The sequence below is a fragment of the Methylobacterium sp. CCH5-D2 genome (genome assembly GCF_001556475.1).
In the GTDB taxonomy this organism is placed as follows: Bacteria; Pseudomonadota; Alphaproteobacteria; order Rhizobiales; family Beijerinckiaceae; genus Methylobacterium; species Methylobacterium hispanicum.
In genome coordinates, this window is record NZ_LSIX01000185.1 from 1 (window position 1) to 3578 (window position 3578).

Here is a 3578-nt window from a genome sequence, read left to right on the forward strand (position 1 = left end):
AGCAGGCGACTGTTAATCGCCTTGTCGCAGGTTCGAGTCCTGCTCGGGGAGCCAGTATCTCCTGACAATCGAACGGTCTTCGTCGGCGCGGACAAGCATATCCCCGTCGAAGTCTCGTTGCGCCCGTATGCCCTGCTGCACCGATGCACGCAGCGGGCTTGACCGCGCCGCGCGCATGATCCTTGCTCCCGGCCCGGTTCCCGGTCGCATGCGAGGTCCAAAGCCGTGCTCCTCACCCCCCGCGAGAAGGACAAGCTCCTCGTCGCCATGGCGGCGCAGGTGGCGCGCAATCGCCTCGCACGGGGCGTGAAGCTGAATCACCCGGAGGCGGTCGCGCTGATCACCGATTTCGTGGTCGAGGGCGCCCGCGACGGGCGTTCCGTCTCCGAGCTGATGCAGTCCGGCGCCACCGTGCTCGACGCCTCCCAGGTGATGGAGGGCGTGGCGGAGATGATCCACGACATCCAGGTCGAGGCGACCTTCCCGGACGGCACCAAGCTCGTGACCGTGCACCACCCGATCCGCGGCCTGCCCTCCGCCGACGTGCCCGGCACCGTGACGGTGCTGCCCGGCGAGATCGTGTTCAATGCGGACGCGCCGCGCACCGTGATCACGGTGGCCAACACGGGCGACCGGCCGATCCAGGTCGGCTCGCACTACCATTTCTACGAGGTCAATCCGGGTCTGGTCTTCGAGCGCGAGGATGCCCGCGGCAAGCGCCTCGACATCGCGCCCGGCACCGCCGTGCGCTTCGAGCCGGGCGCCACCCGCGAGGTGGCGCTGGTGCCGCTCTCGGGCGGGCGCACCGTCTACGGCTTCCGCGGCGACGTGATGGGCAAGCTCTGACCATGGCCAACGCACCCAAGCCCGCCGCCCTCCCGCGCGGCGCCTACGCGGCGATGTTCGGGCCGACGACCGGAGACCGCATCCGGCTCGCCGACACCAGCCTCGAGATCACCGTCGAGCGCGACTTCACCACCTACGGTGAGGAGGTGAAGTTCGGCGGCGGCAAGGTGATCCGCGACGGCATGGGCCAGTCGCAGGTCACGAACGCGGACGGCGCCGTCGATACGGTGATCACCAACGCGGTGGTGCTCGACCACTGGGGCATCGTGAAGTGCGACGTCGGCATCGTGCGGGGTCGGATCGCCAAGCTCGGCAAGGCCGGAAACCCGGATGTGCAGCCCGGGGTCGACATCGTGGTCGGGCCCGGCACCGAGGTGATCGCGGGCGAGGGCAAGATCCTCACCGCCGGCGGCTTCGACAGCCACATCCACTTCATCTGCCCGCAACAGATCGAGGAGGCGCTCTGCTCCGGCATCACTACGATGCTCGGCGGCGGCACGGGGCCCGCCCACGGCACCTTCGCCACGACCTGTACGCCCGGCCCCTGGCACATCGCCCGGATGATCGAGGCGGCCGACGCCTTCCCGATGAACCTCGCCTTCGCCGGCAAGGGCAACGCCGCGCGGCCCGAGAGCCTCGTCGAGATGATCCGCGCGGGCGCCTGCGCGATGAAGCTGCACGAGGACTGGGGCACCACCCCCGCGGCGATCGACAATTGCCTCACCGTCGCCGACCAGCACGACGTGCAGGTGATGATCCACACCGATACGCTCAACGAGTCGGGCTTCGTCGAGGACACGATCGCGGCCTTCCGGGGCCGCACCATCCACGCCTTCCACACCGAGGGCGCGGGCGGCGGCCACGCGCCGGACATCATCAAGGTGGCGGGGCTGCCGAACGTCTTGCCCTCGTCCACGAACCCGACGCGGCCCTACACGAAGAACACCATCGACGAGCATCTCGACATGCTGATGGTGTGCCACCACCTCGACCCGGCGATCCCCGAAGACCTCGCCTTCGCCGAGAGCCGGATCCGCCGCGAGACCATCGCGGCCGAGGACATCCTGCACGACATCGGCGCGCTCTCGATGATGTCCTCGGACAGCCAGGCGATGGGCCGGGTCGGCGAGGTCGTGATCCGCACGTGGCAGACCGCCGACAAGATGAAGCGGCAGCGCGGGGCGCTTTCCGGCGACGCGTCGGGCACCGACAACCTGCGGGCGCGCCGCTACGTAGCGAAGTACACGATCAACCCGGCGATCGCGCACGGCGTCTCGCGGCACATCGGCTCGGTCGAGCCCGGCAAGCTCGCCGACCTCGTGCTCTGGACGCCGGCCTTCTTCGGGGTGAAGCCCGACCTCGTCCTGAAGGGCGGCAGCATCGCGGCCGCCCCGATGGGCGACCCGAACGCCTCGATCCCGACGCCGCAGCCGGTCCATTACCGCCCGATGTTCGGCGCCTACGGCCGCACGCCCTTTTCCACCGCCCTCACCTTCGTGTCGCGGGCGGCGGTCGAGGACGGCGTGCGCGAGCGTCTCGGCGTGCAGAAAGAGCTGGTGGCCGTCGAGAACGTGCGCGGCGGCATCTCGAAGAAGAGCATGGTTCTCAACGACGCCACGCCCGTGATCGAGGTCGATCCCGAGACCTACGACGTGCGTGCCGACGGCGAACTCTTGGTCTGCGAGCCCGCCGAGGTGCTACCGATGGCCCAGCGCTACTTCCTGTTCTGACACCCGCTCGCAGCCATGCTCCGCGCCACCCGCATCCTTCGCCGCGACGCCCTATCGGGGGCTGAGATCGTCGATCGCATCGTGCTCGATCACGGCGACCGGCACCGCCGCCGCATGGCGATGCGGGGGCTCGGCGGCCTCGCCTTCCTGCTCGACTTGGCCGAAGCCACGGTGCTGGAGGACGGCGACGCCCTGGTGCTGGAGGACGGGCGCCTCGTCTGGGTCGAGGCCGCGCCCGAGCGGCTCCTGGCGATCCGCGCACCCTCCGATCACGCCCTGAAGCGCCTGATCTGGCACATCGGCAACCGACACATTCCGGCCGAGATCGCGCCCGACGCGGTCTATATCGGGGACGACCACGTGCTGGCCGAGATGGTGCGCGGCCTCGGCGGCAGCGCCGAGCCGGTGGAGCGCCCGTTCCGGCCGGAGGGCGGCGCCTACGCGGGGGGGCACGGTCATACCCACGACCAGACCCATGAGCACGGCCACCCAGGCCACGACCATGGCCATCACGATCATGGCCATCACGATCATGGCCACGGGCATCACCATCACCGCCCGCATGACTGATGCCCTGCGGCTGATGGCGTGGCTGTCGCCGACCTACCCGGTCGGCGCCTACGCCTATTCCCACGGGCTCGAATGGGCCGTGGAGGCGGGCGACGTGTGCGACGAGGCGAGCCTCGCCCTGTGGCTCGACGACGTGGTCGAGCGAGGGAGCCTGCGCAGCGACCTGATCCTCGCCGACAACGCCCATCGCGGCGCGGCCGACGCCGCGCTTCTTGTCGAGGTGAACGCGCTCGCCCTGTCGCTGGCGCCGTCCCGCGAGCTCCATCTCGAGACCAGCCAGCAGGGGCGCAGCTTCCTCGACGCGACGCTGCAGGCCTGGCCCTGCTCCGGTCTCGCGGGCGTTGCGGCAGCGCTGCCGGAGGCGGTGGCCTACCCGGTCGCGGTCGGCGCGGCGGCGGGCGCGCACGGCATCGCGGCCGGCCCGATGCGCGC

At 70.3% G+C, this 3578-nt stretch carries 4 protein-coding genes; all 4 read left to right on the top strand.

The features are described from left to right. Nucleotides 1-225: 225 nt before the first annotated feature. The gene (locus AX737_RS04805; protein WP_066919411.1) at nucleotides 226-846 is read left to right on the top strand and encodes an urease subunit gamma; all 621 of its coding nucleotides are present in this window, start codon (nucleotides 226-228) and stop codon (nucleotides 844-846) included. Nucleotides 847-848: 2 nt separating this feature from the next. Then, nucleotides 849-2576, top strand: coding sequence for an urease subunit alpha (gene ureC, locus AX737_RS04810; RefSeq protein WP_066919413.1), 1728 nt, complete (start codon nucleotides 849-851; stop codon nucleotides 2574-2576). Between the two features lie 15 nt (nucleotides 2577-2591). Next, the gene (locus tag AX737_RS04815) at nucleotides 2592-3146 is read left to right on the top strand and encodes an urease accessory protein UreE (protein ID WP_066919415.1); all 555 of its coding nucleotides are present in this window, start codon (nucleotides 2592-2594) and stop codon (nucleotides 3144-3146) included. Continuing rightward, nucleotides 3139-3578 (top strand): urease accessory UreF family protein (locus tag AX737_RS04820; RefSeq protein WP_280949057.1); only part of this gene is annotated, 440 nt, incomplete at its 3' end. The genes AX737_RS04815 and AX737_RS04820, both read left to right, overlap by 8 nt.

Coding starts and splice junctions, on each gene's coding strand:
- ureC (WP_066919413.1), top strand. CDS start 849: ATGGCCAACGCACCCAAGCCCGCCGCCCTCCCGCGCGGCGCCTACGCG.
- AX737_RS04815 (WP_066919415.1), top strand. CDS start 2,592: ATGCTCCGCGCCACCCGCATCCTTCGCCGCGACGCCCTATCGGGGGCT.